This is a genomic window from Pseudomonas sp. R76 (assembly GCF_009834565.1).
Taxonomy (GTDB): Bacteria; Pseudomonadota; Gammaproteobacteria; order Pseudomonadales; family Pseudomonadaceae; genus Aquipseudomonas.
Map to the genome: position 1 here is coordinate 4,942,155 of NZ_CP019428.1, position 13,816 is coordinate 4,955,970.

Annotated in this window: 15 protein-coding genes; 9 read left to right on the forward strand and 6 right to left on the reverse strand. The window is 59.1% G+C overall.

The features are described from left to right. Positions 1 to 45: 45 nt before the first annotated feature. On the reverse strand, positions 46 to 882 hold the full coding sequence (locus PspR76_RS22190; RefSeq protein WP_028617391.1) for a CvfB family protein: 837 nt from the start codon (positions 880 to 882) through the stop codon (positions 46 to 48). A 323-nt stretch (positions 883 to 1,205) separates the two neighbouring features. Here PspR76_RS22190 and PspR76_RS22195 point away from each other — a divergent pair, with 323 nt between their 5' ends. The 3 genes from PspR76_RS22195 to PspR76_RS22205 all read left to right on the forward strand — a co-directional run bounded on the left by PspR76_RS22195 (position 1,206) and on the right by PspR76_RS22205 (position 3,247). Further along, positions 1,206 to 1,385: a hypothetical protein gene (locus tag PspR76_RS22195; protein WP_003193095.1), complete on the forward strand. Its 180-nt coding sequence runs from the start codon at positions 1,206 to 1,208 to the stop codon at positions 1,383 to 1,385. A 206-nt stretch (positions 1,386 to 1,591) separates the two neighbouring features. Continuing rightward, positions 1,592 to 2,314: a TorF family putative porin gene (locus PspR76_RS22200; RefSeq protein WP_159958756.1), complete on the forward strand. Its 723-nt coding sequence runs from the start codon at positions 1,592 to 1,594 to the stop codon at positions 2,312 to 2,314. Between the two features lie 66 nt (positions 2,315 to 2,380). Continuing rightward, complete coding sequence (locus tag PspR76_RS22205; RefSeq protein ID WP_159958758.1) at positions 2,381 to 3,247, forward strand: DUF6279 family lipoprotein; 867 nt, start codon at positions 2,381 to 2,383, stop codon at positions 3,245 to 3,247. A 112-nt stretch (positions 3,248 to 3,359) separates the two neighbouring features. Here PspR76_RS22205 and PspR76_RS22210 read toward each other — a convergent pair whose 3' ends face one another. Then, complete coding sequence (locus tag PspR76_RS22210; RefSeq protein ID WP_159958760.1) at positions 3,360 to 3,749, reverse strand: transcriptional regulator; 390 nt, start codon at positions 3,747 to 3,749, stop codon at positions 3,360 to 3,362. A 154-nt stretch (positions 3,750 to 3,903) separates the two neighbouring features. Between PspR76_RS22210 and PspR76_RS22215 the strand changes: the two genes are divergently transcribed. Beyond that, positions 3,904 to 4,179 carry a hypothetical protein gene (locus PspR76_RS22215; protein ID WP_159958762.1) on the forward strand — a complete coding sequence of 92 codons (276 nt, stop codon included), beginning with the start codon at positions 3,904 to 3,906 and terminating at the stop codon, positions 4,177 to 4,179. A gap of 48 nt (positions 4,180 to 4,227) precedes the next feature. Here the strand turns inward: PspR76_RS22215 and PspR76_RS22220 are convergent, their stop codons facing one another. Further along, the gene (locus PspR76_RS22220; RefSeq protein ID WP_053257387.1) at positions 4,228 to 5,574 is read right to left on the reverse strand and encodes a DEAD/DEAH box helicase; all 1,347 of its coding nucleotides are present in this window, start codon (positions 5,572 to 5,574) and stop codon (positions 4,228 to 4,230) included. 193 nt (positions 5,575 to 5,767) lie between these two features. Between PspR76_RS22220 and PspR76_RS22225 the strand changes: the two genes are divergently transcribed. Beyond that, positions 5,768 to 7,066, forward strand: a complete 1,299-nt coding sequence (locus PspR76_RS22225) for a mechanosensitive ion channel family protein (protein ID WP_159958764.1) — start codon at positions 5,768 to 5,770, stop codon at positions 7,064 to 7,066. A 109-nt stretch (positions 7,067 to 7,175) separates the two neighbouring features. Here the strand turns inward: PspR76_RS22225 and PspR76_RS22230 are convergent, their stop codons facing one another. The 3 genes from PspR76_RS22230 to PspR76_RS22240 form a co-directional block, all read right to left on the reverse strand. Beyond that, positions 7,176 to 8,042 (reverse strand): carboxylate/amino acid/amine transporter, encoded by an 867-nt coding sequence (locus PspR76_RS22230; protein ID WP_159958766.1) that lies wholly within the window; start codon positions 8,040 to 8,042, stop codon positions 7,176 to 7,178. Positions 8,043 to 8,245: 203 nt separating this feature from the next. Then, positions 8,246 to 8,845, reverse strand: a complete 600-nt coding sequence (locus PspR76_RS22235) for an FMN-dependent NADH-azoreductase (protein WP_159958768.1) — start codon at positions 8,843 to 8,845, stop codon at positions 8,246 to 8,248. A gap of 151 nt (positions 8,846 to 8,996) precedes the next feature. Further along, the gene (locus tag PspR76_RS22240; protein ID WP_159958770.1) at positions 8,997 to 9,311 is read right to left on the reverse strand and encodes a 3-phosphoglycerate kinase; all 315 of its coding nucleotides are present in this window, start codon (positions 9,309 to 9,311) and stop codon (positions 8,997 to 8,999) included. 49 nt (positions 9,312 to 9,360) lie between these two features. Between PspR76_RS22240 and PspR76_RS22245 the strand changes: the two genes are divergently transcribed. From PspR76_RS22245 to PspR76_RS22260, 4 genes are all read left to right on the forward strand, one after another. Beyond that, positions 9,361 to 10,284 carry a LysR family transcriptional regulator gene (locus PspR76_RS22245; protein WP_159958772.1) on the forward strand — a complete coding sequence of 308 codons (924 nt, stop codon included), beginning with the start codon at positions 9,361 to 9,363 and terminating at the stop codon, positions 10,282 to 10,284. Positions 10,285 to 10,298: 14 nt separating this feature from the next. After that, complete coding sequence (locus PspR76_RS22250) at positions 10,299 to 11,102, forward strand: alpha/beta fold hydrolase (RefSeq protein ID WP_159958774.1); 804 nt, start codon at positions 10,299 to 10,301, stop codon at positions 11,100 to 11,102. Between the two features lie 3 nt (positions 11,103 to 11,105). Continuing rightward, positions 11,106 to 11,669, forward strand: a complete 564-nt coding sequence (locus tag PspR76_RS22255) for a peptidylprolyl isomerase A (protein WP_016979352.1) — start codon at positions 11,106 to 11,108, stop codon at positions 11,667 to 11,669. Positions 11,670 to 11,751: 82 nt separating this feature from the next. After that, positions 11,752 to 13,584 carry an ABC transporter ATP-binding protein gene (locus tag PspR76_RS22260; RefSeq protein ID WP_159958776.1) on the forward strand — a complete coding sequence of 611 codons (1,833 nt, stop codon included), beginning with the start codon at positions 11,752 to 11,754 and terminating at the stop codon, positions 13,582 to 13,584. The last annotated feature ends 232 nt before the right edge of the window (positions 13,585 to 13,816 follow it).

The following is a 13,816-nucleotide window of genomic DNA, read 5'->3' on the forward strand; positions in this document are numbered from 1 at the left end:
GCCTCTGCAGGAGCCCAATTGCTCCTACAGAAGAGCAAATCGCACTCAGCTTAGTTCAATGCGATCAGCGTGAATCACAATCTGACCTTGCTTGTAGAGCGCACCAATGGCCTTTTTGAAGTTGCCTTTGCTGACGCCGAACAAGTTGCTGATCACCGCCGGGTCGCTTTTATCGCTGACGGGCAGGCTGCCGTTGTTTTCGCGCAACTTGGCGAGGATCTTCGAGTTCAGGCTGGAGGCCGCTTCCTGGCCGACCGGCTGCAGGCTCAGGCTGATGTTGCCATCGGCGCGGATCTCTTTGATGAAGCCTTTCTCTTCCTTGCCCGGGCGCAGGAACTTGAACACTTCGTTCTTGTGGATCAGGCCCCAATGCTTGTTGTTGATGATCGCCTTGAAGCCCATGTCCGTGGCTTCGGCCACCAGCAGGTCGACTTCCTGGCCCACCTGGTAGTTGGCAGGCGTCTTGTCCAGGTAGCGGTCCAGCCGCGCGGTGGCGGTGATGCGCTTGGTGTGCTTGTCGAGATAGACGTGCACCACGCAGTATTCACCGGCGGTCAGCTGACGTTTTTCTTCCGAATACGGCAGCAATAAATCCTTTGGCAGACCCCAGTCGAGGAACACGCCAATGCTGTTAACCTCAACGACTTTCAAACTGGCGAATTCGCCGACTTGAACTTTCGGCTTTTCAGTCGTTGCGATAAGTTTGTCATCGCTGTCCAAGTAAATGAACACGTTCAGCCAGTCTTCATCTTCACTGGGAATATCTTTGGGGATATACCGATTCGGCAAGAGGATTTCGCCATCTTGCGCACCGTCCAGGTACAAACCAAAGTTAGTGTGTTTAACCACTTGCAAGCTGTTGTAGCGCCCGACTAAAGCCATTTCCAAATACCCTCGTTACGTGGGGCGCATTCTACCCGAGTTGCGCCGCGCACGCGCGCGCGCCTGAAAAATCGTGGCGTGGCGTGGCGATCCAATGGCACCGCCCCGCTCGTCTGATCAGAGCACTGAATTTTTCCCGAGGAGGCTGGCCGTTTACTCAAACGCTTTCGAGTTAAAACAGTAAGTTAGGGCGTTATTTCACTGACAAACTTTGGCTGATTCGAGCGCGCTCAATTATTCCTGAGGGATATTTGCCAAGCAATTGTCAAGTATTTCCTGTACGATGCCTGGCCAAGTTAATTTTCTACAGGTTAGTGGCCGCCATGCGCGTAAAAGCATCCAACAGCAAAGCAAAGCCAGCTCCAGCCGTTGAAACCAGCGAATCGATCAACAGCCAGATTGCTGCTTTCCTCAAGTCCGGCGGCGAAATCCAGCAAATTGCCAAGGGCGTGAGCGGCCAGACTTTCGGCCCGTCCAAGCAGATCAGCCTGGGCAAAAAGTAAAACTCGCGCAGTACATCTGGTCCCTAAGCGTCTTGTCCTCAAGGCGCTAGGACTAGAGACCAACCCTCCCTCTGCATCATCCAGTAGTGTGCTAATCGACGAACGGGCCTCACCTCCAGGCTTACGCCGGTATGCTTGCACACGTCTAGCACGGGCATCTGCCCGATTCTTCCTGTTACTGCTCCTCGCTTTTCATGGAGTGAAGCATGCTCAAGCCCTGCTTTTTTCTCATAGCTGCCCTTGCGGCAAGCCCCGTTGCCGAAGCGCAGATTTTTCAGCGTGAGCTGGGCGATTTCGACCTGAAGTTGGGCACCACACCAAGCCGCAGCATGGCCCAGGGCCTGGTAAAGCCCACGTCCCCCGGCAGCGATTCGTTCCACGGTGGCCTGGACCTGAGCCATGACAGCGGCCTGTATTTCGGCCAGTTCTCACCGAACATGGGGTTATCCTCTGCCAATAACCTCGAAGTCGACTCCTATATGGGCTTCAAGCGCCCTTTCGACCAGACCTTGGGCTATGAAGTCGGATTGATCCACTACAGCTATCCCAAGCTCAGCCCGCTGGACAGCCAGGAGTTCTACGGCGGCTTGAACCTGTTGGGCAATCGCTTCGGCGTCTCTTTCAGCAACGACCCCGACCGCCACGACAGCACCCTGTTCGCCGACCTTGGCGGCACGCAGCCTTTTGGCATCGGCGTCAGCATGAAGTACACCACCCACCAATTGGGCACCCCGGCCTCCGTAGAGGGCGGCGCCATCAGCACGTTCAGTGACTGGTCGGTACAATTCTCCCGCGCATGGAAGGGCATCGACCTGGACCTGATCTACAGCGACTCCAGCCTCAGCGGCGGCGACTGCTCGGCCTACTCCGGACACAACTCGCAATGCGATGGCCTGTTGACGTTGAAGGCCGCTCGGTCGTTTTATTGACGGGCTGAACTGTCGCACCCCGCGCAGGCTCACATGCATTAACCCCCTCTGCGCAAGGAATCGCCCATGCTGCGTCGGCTCAAACTAATGGTGGTATTGCTGACCCTGAGCCTGGTGCTCGCCGGCTGCAATCGTGTGGGCCTGGCCTACCGCAATCTGGATGTCATTATCCCCTGGACACTCAACGACTACCTGGACATGAACGCCGGGCAGAAGAGCTGGTTCAACGACACACTCAAGGAGCACCTGGCCTGGCACTGCACCACGCAATTGCCGGGCTACCTCGATTGGCTTGATCGCCTGCAACAGATGGTCGACAACAATCAGGTCACGGACGCCGCGTTGCAGGCCCGTACCGTCGAAGCCAAGCAAGCAATTGCCGAGATGGCCCGCGAGATCACACCATCGGCCATTCAATTGCTGCAAGGTTTGGACGATCAGCAGGTCAAGGAAATGAGCGACGCTCTGGCCAAGGACTTACGCAAGCGTCAGGACGAATACCTCAAGCCGCCTCTGGAGCAGCAGATCAAGGAACGTGCCCAGCGCATGAGCAAACGCCTGGACGCCTGGATCGGCCCGCTCAGTGCCAGCCAGCAAAACCGCGTCACCGCCTGGTCTATTGCCCTGGGTGAACAAAACGAGCAGTGGATCGGCAACCGTGCCCGCTGGCAGACGCAGTTCATCGCCGCAGTGCAGCAGCGCAAAAACGCCGACTTCCCGCAAAAAATCCAACAATTGCTGGTAGACCGTGAAAGCCTATGGACGCCGGATTACAAGGTTGCCTATGCCCAGACGGAAGCGGCGGCACGCAGCCTGATTGTCGATCTGATGGCGGAAAGTACCGTGCAACAACGGCTAAAGCTGACTCAGAAAATCGACAGCGTGCGCAGCGATTTCAAGGCGCTCAAATGCCTGAAGGCCGCCACCCAATAAAATGTGGGAGCGGGCTTGCTCGCGAATGCAGTGAATCAGTCACAAGATGTATCGACTGAAACTCCGCATTCGCGAGCAAGCCCGCTCCCACATGAGGTCTGTGGTCTATCTTTTAGGCAATTTGCGCCTTCGAGGCCACTTCATCAAACGTCGCCGGCTCCAGCGCGTCCGCCTGGTCATCCAGCACCTGGCGCGGGTGATCATCGCCCGGAATGGAGCTATCAATCAGCGCCAGCAGTTGTGCGCCGCGAGCGGTCAGGATGAAATTCTCACCATTACCGCCCTCTTCTTCCGGGCGCGATTCAATAAACCCACGCTTGAACAGTAGCGCCTCGTAATCCGCAGCGGTCTTTTTCAGCGTATCCAGGTTACCGGTGGATTCACCCGCCGTGGCCTTCTCAGCCGCCTCCTGCTCAGCGTATTTACGCGGGGCAAAGCTGCCTTCGCCGTTCTGCACTTCATGCAGCAGCCGTTCGATCAAATCCCAGTTGTAAGTCGTCATCCTGATTCCTCCTGCAGGCCGGTGGAAAGTAGCCCGTCTAAAGGTGTGACATGCCTCGTCACTGGCCGTTCAGCTGAATAGACGGGCGTCATTTCTCTGAACTTTCCAGACGTTCGCCACCTCAATTGAACACTACTGCCAAGGAGGTCCGACCATGAAAACCCTGATAAACCTGGCCATCGCCGCCACGCTGCTGACTGCCCTGCCAGCCTGGGCGTGTACGCCTGAAGAAGCCACGGCGAAACGCGAACAACTGGCTCAGGAAGTGACCAAGCTCACTAAGCAGAACCCGAACAAGGCCAAAGAAATGAATGCAGAACTGCAGAAAATGGACATGGACACGACGGCTGCGGACTTGCCTGACAAATGCCAATTGATCGATCAGCGCCTGAAAGACCTCGAAAAAGCCGCCGCCGAAAGCAAAAACTGAAGGCATAAAAAAACCGGACATTGTCCGGTTTTTTCACATCGCCCTGCCTTACTCGGCAGCCGGAGCTTCTGGCTTGCGGCGCTTGAGCGGCGCCATGCCATCCTTGCTGACGAGCGACAGGTTGTCGGTCTTCGGCCGGTTGGCGATCTTGCGCTTGGTCGGCGACTTGGCACCGGCCTTTTTCTTGTCGCCCTTGGCGTCGACCTTTTTCTTCTTCACGCCAACTGCCTTGCCCGACGCCTTGACCTTCTTCGGCCCGGTGTAGGTGCCTTTGACTTCCTTGATGGTGCGGCGCTCGAACGACTGCTTGAGGTAGCGCTCGATGCTCGACATCAGGTTCCAGTCGCCGTGGCAGATCAGCGAGATCGCCAGGCCATCGTTGCCGGCACGCCCGGTACGGCCGATACGGTGCACGTATTCGTCGCCGCTGCGTGGCATGTCGAAGTTGATGACCATGTCCAGGCCATCCACGTCCAGGCCGCGCGCGGCGACGTCGGTGGCCACCAGGATCTTCACGCCGCCAGCCTTGAGGCGGTCGATGGCCAGTTTGCGGTCCTTCTGGTCTTTCTCACCGTGCAGGACGAATGCTTTGTAGTCCTGCGCCACCAGGCGGCCGTAAATACGGTCAGCCGCCGCGCGGGTGTTGGTGAACACGATGGCCTTCTGATAGGTCTCGTTGGCCAACAGCCAGTTGAGGATCTGCTCTTTGTGCACATTGTGGTCGGCGGTGACGATCTGCTGACGCGTGGTCGCGTTCAGGTCACTGACGTTGTTGACCTGCAAGTGCTCAGGGTTGTTCAGGACCTTGGCAACCATGTCGCGCAACGTCGACCCACCGGTGGTGGCGGAGAACAGCATGGTTTGCTGGCGATTTACGCATTCAGCCACCAGGCGCTGCACGTCATCGGCAAAGCCCATGTCGAGCATGCGGTCGGCTTCGTCGAGCACCAGCACTTCGACTTCCTTGAGGTCGAGGTTGCCGGCGTTGAGTTGTTCGATCATGCGCCCTGGCGTGCCGATCAGAATATCCGGCACCTTGCGCAGCATGGCGGCCTGGACTTTGAAGTCTTCACCGCCGGTGATCAGGCCGGACTTGATGAAGGTGAACTGCGAAAAGCGCTCCACTTCTTTCAAAGTCTGCTGGGCCAGCTCGCGAGTCGGCAGCAGGATCAGGGTTTTGATGCTGACGCGGACTTTGGCCGGGCCGATCAGGCGGTGCAAAATCGGCAGGACGAAAGCGGCGGTCTTGCCACTCCCGGTTTGAGCCGTCACCCGCAGGTCACGCCCTTCGAGCGCGAGCGGGATGGCCGCTGCTTGCACAGGCGTAGGCTCGACAAATTTTAGCTCGGCCACGGCTTTGAGCAGGCGTTCGTGCAGGGCGAATTGGGAAAACACGGGTGCTACCTCGAAGAAATACAAAATATCAGCTGCATAGGGTAACGGTTTCGGGCGTCCAAACCGAGTTTCTTTACGCGAACAGGGCGAATCAGCTGCTTTTTTGTCAGGATATTTGTCTACAACGTCAACTTTGACGCACTTAAATGCTCTAATCGCCCCGTGTTGTCTTACAGAAGAATCGGTTTCACCCATGGATATCAAACAGTTCTGGCTCAACGTCCAAGACCTTTGGGGCGCCCTCGATCAACACCCGATGCTGCATGCGAGCTTGGGTTTGCTGGTGTTGCTGGTGGTGGCCCTGCTCGTTGGGCGGGTGGCGCGCTACCTCATCCTTCACGCCGTCAAATTGCTCGGCCGGCAACCGGCGCTGCACTGGCTCAATGACCTGCGGCACAACAAAGTCTTCCACCGCCTGGCGCAGATGACGCCGTCACTGGTAATCCAGTTTGGCCTGTACCTGGTGCCGGACCTGAGCAAGACCGCCACCTTGTTTATCGGCAATGTGGCCCTGGCGTTCACCATCCTGTTCATGACACTGGCTGTGAGCGCCCTGCTCAACGCCCTGCTGGATATCTACGCGCGTACCGAACATGCGCGCACCCGCTCGATCAAGGGCTACGTGCAACTGGCCAAGATGGTGCTGTTCGTGTTTGCCGCGATCATTATCGTCGCCACCCTGATCGACCGTTCGCCACTGTTGCTGCTCTCCGGCTTGGGTGCAATGTCGGCCGTGATCCTGTTGGTCTACAAGGACACGCTGCTGTCGTTCGTCGCCAGCGTGCAGCTGACCAGCAACGACATGCTGCGGGTCGGTGACTGGATCGAAATGCCCCAGGTCGGCGCCGACGGCGATGTGGTCGACATCACCTTGCACACGGTCAAGGTGCAGAACTTCGACAAGACCATCGTCTCCATTCCGACCTGGCGCCTGATGTCCGAGTCGTTCAAGAACTGGCGCGGCATGCAGGCCTCCGGTGGGCGTCGCATAAAGCGCAGCCTGTATATCGACGCCAGCGGCGTGCGCTTCCTGCGCGACGATGAAGAGGTGCGCATGACCCAGGTGCACCTGCTCACCGACTACATCAGCCGCAAGCAAGCCGAACTCAAGGCCTGGAACGAAGCCCAGGGTAACAGTGCGCAGCTGTCGGCCAACCGCCGCCGCATGACCAACCTCGGCACGTTCCGCGCCTACGCCCTGGCCTACCTGAAAAGCCACCCGGACATCCAGCCGAACATGACCTGCATGGTGCGCCAGATGCAAACCACCGCCCAAGGCGTGCCGCTGGAAATCTACTGCTTCACCCGCACCACGGCGTGGGCGGATTACGAGCGCATTCAGGGCGATATCTTTGATTATTTGCTGGCGGTGTTGCCGGAGTTCGGCTTGAGCCTGTATCAGCAGCCGAGTGGCAATGACTTGCGCGCGGGGATGGTGCCGGCGGTGTTGGGTGCCAGTCACCTGCCGACGTTGGAACACACCTCTGCATAACACCGCCATTCCCCTTGTGGGAGCGGGCTTGCCCGCGAAAGCGGAGTATCAGTCAACCCATCAATGACTGACCCACCGCTTTCGCGAGCAAGCCCGCTCCCACATAGGTTCAGCGGTGGATCGCCTCCTTGCGCACACCCAACCGGCTGATCCACACCGCCCCCAGAATCACCAACCCACCCCACGCCAGCCTCCCCAGCGGCTCATGCTGATTCCAGATCAGCAAGTTCAGCAACAGCCCCACCGGCACATGCAGGTTGTTCATCACCGCAAGGGTGCCGCCGTTCACCAGGCACGCACCCTTGTTCCACCAATACATGCCGAGCGCGGTGCTGACCAACCCGAGGAACACCAGCACGCCCCATTGCAACGGTGCGTCGGGCAGGTAATTGGCCTTGCCGAACAGCAGGAATGCCGGCAGCACCACGATCAAGGCGCCCAGGTAGAAGTAGCCGAAGCGCCGGTAGTGCGGCAAATCACTCGGATAACGCGCCACCAGATGCTTGTACATCACCTGCCCGGCGGCGTAGGTGAAGTTGGCCAGTTGCAGCAGCAAAAAGCCGCCGAGGAAGTGCGGGGTGATCTGGTCGAAGCGGATCACTGCCGCGCCGCCCACCGCCACCAGCGCAGCAATCAGCGCCCAAGGGTTGAAGCGCCGGTTGAGGGCGTCTTCGATCAGGGTCACATGTAGCGGTGTAAGGATGGTGAATAGCAGCACTTCCGGCACGGTGAGTACACGAAAGCTCAGGTACAGGCATACGTAGGTCACACCAAACTGCAGCGCGCCGATCGCCAGCATGCCGCGCATAAACCTTGGTTCTACCGAACGCCAGCGGGTCAGCGGGATAAATACCAGGCCAGCCAACACGACGCGCACCAGCACGGCGAAGTAGCTGTCGACGTGGCCGGCGAGGTATTCGCCGATCAAGCTGAAGGAAAATGCCTGAATCAGGGTGACAACCAGTAAATAGCCCATGCGCGCCTCGTTTCGAATGGGCGCGACTTTAAGGGTTTTCGGCGTTTACTGAAACTCGGGGCAAAAAAAACCCGACCTCGCTATAGCGGCAGTCGGGCAGGAGCACTCAGGAGCAACAAGTGCAAAGGGAGGTTCGATACGCGTACTTGAAGGGTTTGCGTGGGGCGATATAAACACCACGCGATTATGTGACGATTAAACGATCACGCGACCTGTGCCAGCAGTGCTTTGGCGTGGTTGATGCCCTTCTCCTGGAAGTCGCCGCTCAGGTTCACGCCTTCGGCGTGAATGAAGGTGACATCGTGAATGCCGATAAAGGCCATGACCTGACGCAGGTACGGTTCCTGGTGATCGGAGCTGGCGCCTGTGTGAATACCGCCGCGAGCGGTCAGCACAATGGCGCGCTTGCCGGTCAACAACCCCTGAGGGCCGGTGGCGGTGTACTTGAAGGTCACACCAGCACGCAACACGTGATCCAGCCAGGCTTTGAGGGTGCTGGGGATGGCGAAGTTGTACATCGGTGCGGCCATCACCAGCACGTCGGCAGCGAGTAACTCTTCGGTCAATTCGTTGGAGCGGTCCAGGGACGCCTGTTCGATGTCGCTGCGCTGGTCGGCGGGCTTCATCCAGCCGCCGAGCAGGTTGGCGTCCAAGTGCGGGACCGGGTTAAGGGCCACGTCGCGCACGGTGATCTGATCCGCCGGATGAGCGACCTGCCATTGGCCGATGAACTGTTGGGTCAGCTGGCGGGAGATTGAATCCTGCTGGCGGGCGCTGCTTTCGATGATCAGAACATTGGACATGGCTAGGTAGGCTCCATCTGTAAATGCTGTAAGGCGATGGAGTGAAGATTAAACAGAGCCAATTCGATAAAAAAGCGCAAAAAACTGCTACAACCCATCTAGAAATTTGTTTATAAGCGGAGTATTGCTGTGGGCATGCTCCGCTGTCGGCTTATTTTGGGGTGCAGGTCAGTGCGATACGCATTTTGATAATGGCGCGGCTGAAATTGACCGTGGTGTTGGTGGTTTTCCCCGCCGCAACCGTGACTTTGCGAGTGCGCGGGGCTTCCGGGCCGTTGGTAAAGCGCACCTTGCACTCCGCATCATTGGAGCCGTAGTTGGTCAGTTGGATCGAACTGATATTGCTGTCGACGTCCGACGCGCTGTAATCGATCTTCACGCCCTGAATGTCTTTCGTCACATCGGTGCTGAATGCAAACGCGCTCATCGGCAGCAGCGCCAGCAATACACAACAGAATTTTCTCATTCGGCAGTCTCCAATAAGGACCGCCAGCTTAGGACAAGAGGAGCTCATCTTGAAAGCGCCCCGCGTTACCCTCGATCAATGGCGCACTCTGCAAGCCGTGGTCGACCATGGCGGCTTCGCCCAGGCGGCTGAAGCGCTGCACCGCTCGCAATCCTCGGTGAGTTACACCGTGGCGCGCATGCAAGACCAGCTCGGCGTGCCGCTGCTGCGCATCGACGGGCGCAAAGCGGTACTCACCGAAGCCGGTGAAGTGCTGCTGCGCCGCTCGCGCCAACTGGTGAAAAACGCCAGCCAACTGGAAGACCTTGCCCACCACATGGAACAGGGCTGGGAGGCCGAAGTACGCCTGGTGGTGGATGCCGCTTACCCGAATGCACGCCTGGTGCGTGCCCTCACCGCCTTTATGCCGCAAAGCCGAGGCTGCCGCGTGCGCCTGCGCGAAGAAGTATTGTCGGGCGTGGAAGAGTTGTTGATGGACGGCATGGCTGACCTCGCGATCAGCGGGTTCATCATCCCTGGCTACCTGGGGACGGAAATGAGCGATGTGGAATTTATCGCCGTGGCCCACCCCGATCACTCGTTGCATCGCCTGAACCGCGAGTTGAGTTTCCAGGACCTGGAGAGTCAGATGCAGGTGGTGATTCGCGACTCCGGCCGCCAGCAGCCACGGGACGTGGGCTGGCTCGGGGCCGAACAGCGCTGGACCGTCGGCAGCCTGGCCACCGCCGCCACCTTCGTCAGCAGCGGCCTGGGCTTTGCCTGGTTGCCCCGGCACATGATCGAGCGTGAGCTCAACGAAGGCCTGCTCAAGCAGCTACCCTTGGAAAAGGGCGGCAGCCGCAACCCGACGTTTTACCTGTACGCGAACAAGGACAAACCCCTGGGCCCAGCCACGCAGATTCTCGTGGAATTGCTGCGCACCTTCGACACCGCTCCCCTGGACGCGCCTTTTGCCGCGCCTGAGCAAGCCTGAAACGGAGTTCACCCATGGCCTGGTTCGACCATGAAGGCTGCAATCTGCATTACGAGGAATACGGCCACGGCAGCCCACTGATCCTGATCCACGGCCTGGGCTCCAGCTGCCAGGATTGGGAGTTGCAGATTCCCGTGCTGGCACGCCACTACCGCCTGATTGTGGTGGATGTGCGCGGTCATGGTCGCTCCGACAAACCGCGAGAACGCTACAGCATCAAGGGTTTCACCTTTGACCTGCTCGCTTTGATCGAACACCTGAACCTGCCGCCCGCCCATGTGGTGGGCTTGTCCATGGGCGGCATGATCGCCTTCCAATTGGCGGTGGACGAACCTCAACTGCTCAAGAGCCTGTGCATCGTCAACAGCGCGCCCGAGGTCAAGGTGCGCAGCGCCGATGACTATTGGCAGTGGGCCAAGCGCTGGAGCCTGGCGCGCGTACTCAGCATGGCCACCATCGGCAAGGCGCTCGGCGACCGACTGTTCCCCAAACCGCACCAGGCCGCCCTGCGCCGCAAAATGGCCGAACGCTGGGCAAAAAACGACAAACGTGCTTATCTCGCCAGCTTCGACGCGATTGTGGGCTGGGGCGTACAGGAACAACTTTCGAAGATTTCCTGTCCAACCCTGGTCATTAGCGCCGACCATGACTACACGCCCGTGGCGCAGAAAGAAATCTATGTAAAACTGCTGCCCGATGCGCGGCTGGTGGTGATCGAAGATTCCCGCCACGCCACACCCTTGGATCAACCCGAAGTCTTTAACGCTACCTTGCTCGATTTTCTAAAGACAGTCGAAACCACTACCCAGGATCACTGACCCATGCTGAAAAAAATCGCCTTCTTTGCCGGTTCCGTACTGTTCGCCGCCAACCTGATGGCTGCCGAGCCCGCCAAGGCACCCCACGTTCTGATCACCACCACCAACGGCGACATTGAAATCGAACTGGACCCGGTCAAGGCACCGATCAGCACCAAGAACTTTCTGGCCTACGTCGACAAGGGCTTCTACACCAACACCATTTTTCACCGCGTGATCCCGGGCTTCATGGTCCAGGGCGGCGGGTTCACCGCGCAAATGTCGCAAAAGCCAACCGAAGCGCCGATCAAGAACGAAGCCAGCAACGGCCTGCATAACGTGCGCGGCACCCTGTCGATGGCACGCACCAATGACCCGAACTCGGCGACCAGCCAATTCTTCATCAACGTGGCCGACAATGCGTTCCTCGACCCAGGCCGCGACGCCGGTTACGCCGTGTTCGCCAAAGTGGTCAAAGGCATGGATGTGGTCGACGTGATCGTCAACTCGCAAACCACCACCAAGCAGGGCATGCAGAACGTGCCTATCGATCCTGTTGTGATCAAGTCGGCCAAGCGCATCGACTGAGGTCTGCAGGTAGCTCCGCGCGTGGCCCACAAGGCCACGCGCGCATTTGAACAGGAGAGCCCGCCAGGCGGGCGTCAACCTAATGCTCTATCGTCGTTTTGAACAACTGATCGACATCTTCCGCGCCGCGCCCAGCGACGCCCCGCCCGACAAAGTCCTGCCCTTCTACCTCTACTACCTGCGCCAAGTGTGGCCGAGCTTTGCCGCCTTGCTGGTGGTCGGCCTGATCGGCGCGCTGATCGAAGTGGCGTTGTTCAGCTACCTGAGCCGCATCATCGACCTGGCCCAAGGCACGCCGCCCGCCGACTTCTTCCAGGTTCACAGCGCCGAGTTGATCTGGATGGCCGTGGTCGCCCTGCTGCTGCGCCCGATCTTCAACGGCCTGCATGACTTGCTGGTGCACCAGACCATCAACCCCGGCATGACCAGCCTGATCCGCTGGCAGAACCACAGCTACGTGCTTAAGCAGAGCCTGAATTTCTTCCAGAACGACTTCGCCGGGCGCATCGCCCAGCGCATCATGCAAACCGGCAACTCGCTGCGCGACTCGGCGGTGGCGACGGCGGAGGCCATCTGGCACGTGTCGATCTACGCGATCAGTGCCCTGGTGCTGTTTGCCGAGGCTGACTGGCGGCTGATGATTCCGCTGATCACCTGGATCATCTGCTACAGCCTGGCCTTGCGTTACTTTGTGCCGCGCGTGAAAGAGCGCTCGGTGATTTCCTCCGAGGCGCGCTCCAAGTTGATGGGGCGTATCGTTGACGGCTACACCAACATCACCACCTTGAAGCTGTTTGCTCACACGCAAAATGAGCAGGAATACGCCAAGGAAGCGATCATCGAGCAGACCGAAAAAACCCAGCTGGCCGCCCGCGTGCTGACCAGCATGGACGTGACCATTGCCATCCTCAACGGCCTGCTGATCGTTACCACCACCGGCCTGGCGTTGTGGCTGTGGACGCAATCGTTGATCTCGGTCGGTGCGATTGCCCTGGCCACCGGCCTGGTAATTCGGATCGTCAACATGTCCGGCTGGATCATGTGGGTGGTCAACGGCATTTTCGAAAATATCGGCATGGTGCAGGACGGCCTGAAAACCATCGCTGCGCCGCTGGCAGTGACCGACCGTGAGAACGCGCCGTGCCTGAACGTGCCCCATGGCGAAGTGCGCTTCGAGCAGGTGGATTTTCACTATGGCAAGAAAAGCGGAATCATTGGTGGCTTGAACCTGAACATCAAAGCCGGGGAAAAGATCGGCCTGATCGGCCCGTCCGGCGCAGGCAAGTCGACTCTGGTCAACCTGCTGCTGCGCCTGTACGACCTGCAAGGCGGGCGCATCCTGATCGACGGCCAGAACATCGCCGAGGTCGCCCAGGAAAGCCTGCGCGCACAGATCGGGATGATCACCCAGGACACTTCGCTGCTGCACCGTTCGATCCGCGACAACCTGCTGTACGGCAAGCCGGACGCCACCGATGAGGAACTCAACGCCGCCATCCACAAGGCCCGCGCCGACGAGTTCATCCCGCTGCTGTCGGACGCCGAAGGCCGCACCGGGCTGGATGCCCATGTGGGTGAGCGCGGGGTGAAACTCTCCGGCGGGCAACGCCAGCGCATCGCCATCGCGCGAGTACTGCTCAAGGACGCGCCGATCCTGATCATGGACGAGGCCACCTCGGCACTGGACTCGGAAGTCGAAGCGGCGATCCAGGAAAGCCTGGAAACCCTGATGCAAGGCAAGACCGTGATTGCGATTGCGCACCGGTTGTCGACCATCGCGCGGATGGACAGGCTGGTGGTGCTGGAAAAAGGCCAGATTGCCGAGACCGGCAGCCATGCCGAGCTGCTCGCCCATGGCGGGTTGTACGCGCGGTTGTGGCAGCACCAGACCGGCGGGTTTGTCGGCATCGACTGAGGCTGACACCGCTGGACCCTGTGGGAGCTGGCTTGCCTGCGATAGCGCAGTGTCAGTACCCAATTGGCTGCCTGGCACACTGCAATCGCAGGCAAGCCAGCTCCCACACTTAACAGCGTCAGACAGCTTATTCATTAGGCCCTGGCGCTTTTTTATGGCCTGGACCTGCCCACAAAGCCTGCTTCAATCAAAGCAGTGCCCAGTCGGGCGCTGAAGTAAATCTGCAGGGAGC

What these genes read in the sequence shown, in the direction of transcription:
- PspR76_RS22255 (WP_016979352.1), top strand. Translation starts at nt 11,106, where the DNA reads ATGCTGAAAAAAATCGCCTTCTTTGCCGGTTCCGTACTGTTCGCCGCC.
- PspR76_RS22225 (WP_159958764.1), top strand. Translation starts at nt 5,768, where the DNA reads ATGGATATCAAACAGTTCTGGCTCAACGTCCAAGACCTTTGGGGCGCC.
- PspR76_RS22260 (WP_159958776.1), top strand. Translation starts at nt 11,752, where the DNA reads ATGCTCTATCGTCGTTTTGAACAACTGATCGACATCTTCCGCGCCGCG.
- PspR76_RS22230 (WP_159958766.1), bottom strand. Translation starts at nt 8,042, where the DNA reads ATGGGCTATTTACTGGTTGTCACCCTGATTCAGGCATTTTCCTTCAGC.
- PspR76_RS22190 (WP_028617391.1), bottom strand. Translation starts at nt 882, where the DNA reads ATGGCTTTAGTCGGGCGCTACAACAGCTTGCAAGTGGTTAAACACACT.
- PspR76_RS22195 (WP_003193095.1), top strand. Translation starts at nt 1,206, where the DNA reads ATGCGCGTAAAAGCATCCAACAGCAAAGCAAAGCCAGCTCCAGCCGTT.
- PspR76_RS22215 (WP_159958762.1), top strand. Translation starts at nt 3,904, where the DNA reads ATGAAAACCCTGATAAACCTGGCCATCGCCGCCACGCTGCTGACTGCC.
- PspR76_RS22205 (WP_159958758.1), top strand. Translation starts at nt 2,381, where the DNA reads ATGCTGCGTCGGCTCAAACTAATGGTGGTATTGCTGACCCTGAGCCTG.
- PspR76_RS22240 (WP_159958770.1), bottom strand. Translation starts at nt 9,311, where the DNA reads ATGAGAAAATTCTGTTGTGTATTGCTGGCGCTGCTGCCGATGAGCGCG.
- PspR76_RS22250 (WP_159958774.1), top strand. Translation starts at nt 10,299, where the DNA reads ATGGCCTGGTTCGACCATGAAGGCTGCAATCTGCATTACGAGGAATAC.
- PspR76_RS22235 (WP_159958768.1), bottom strand. Translation starts at nt 8,845, where the DNA reads ATGTCCAATGTTCTGATCATCGAAAGCAGCGCCCGCCAGCAGGATTCA.
- PspR76_RS22210 (WP_159958760.1), bottom strand. Translation starts at nt 3,749, where the DNA reads ATGACGACTTACAACTGGGATTTGATCGAACGGCTGCTGCATGAAGTG.
- PspR76_RS22200 (WP_159958756.1), top strand. Translation starts at nt 1,592, where the DNA reads ATGCTCAAGCCCTGCTTTTTTCTCATAGCTGCCCTTGCGGCAAGCCCC.